The organism is Mesorhizobium sp. M0898 (assembly GCF_040319695.1).
Taxonomy (GTDB): Bacteria; Pseudomonadota; Alphaproteobacteria; order Rhizobiales; family Rhizobiaceae; genus Mesorhizobium.
In genome coordinates, this window is sequence record NZ_JAMYOE010000146.1 from 1 (window position 1) to 837 (window position 837).

The 837-nt window shown below is 66.2% G+C and carries 1 pseudogene; it reads right to left on the reverse strand.

What is annotated here, in order from left to right:
* A pseudogene (gene tnpC, locus NKH90_RS34635) lies at positions 1-837 on the reverse strand (IS66 family transposase); the annotation flags it as partial.

The window sequence follows — 837 nt, forward strand, 5'->3', positions numbered from 1 at the left end:
CTCGACCTCCTGCCCAACATGGGCAGAATGACCCCGAGATGGCGATGCCGCGCAGGGCTCGCTCGGCTGCATTGTTGGATAGGCAAATCCGCCCATCGTCGAGGAACCGGGTGAAGGATGACCAGCGGCGCAGCATGTAGTTGAAGGCTTTGGTCAGATCGTGTCCGCGCGAGAGCTTGTCGCGCGTCTCGATCATCCAGCGCTCAAGCTCGGTGACCAGCGGCGCGCTCCGCTCCTGGCGCACGGCGAGGCGTTGGGCCGGCGACAGGCCGTTGATCGCGCGCTCGATATCGAACAGGGCATCGATGCGCTTCACGGCTTCAACCGCGAGCGGATAGACCAGGTTGGGCTTCTCGCCGTGCGCCTTCTTGCGCGCCGCCGCTTCGATATCGGCCAGCTCGAACACTTTGCGCCGGCTGTGAGCCCAACAGCTGGCTTCCAGAATAGCGCTGGCTGACGGGCCGCCGCATAGAGATCGCCATAACCGCCATAGGCGTCGGCCTGCAGAATGCCGCTCCAGCCGGCGAGATGCCCCGCGGGATGTTCGCCTCGGCGATCGCGGGAATAATAGAACACCGCCGCCGGCGGATCGACACCGCCGAATGCTCGGTCATCGCGCACATAGGTCCATAATCGGCCGGTATCGGTCTTGCACTTGGCCAGGACCGGCACCGTCGTGTCGTCGCCGTGCAGACGTGCCGCGGACAGCACATGGGCTTCGAGCCGCTTGAACAGCGGCATCAGCGCCGCGGCGCCGGCGCCGACCTGGTCGGCGAGCGTCGACAGGCTGAGCGGCACGCCTTCGCGGGCATAGCGTTCAGCCTGCCGGTTGAGCGG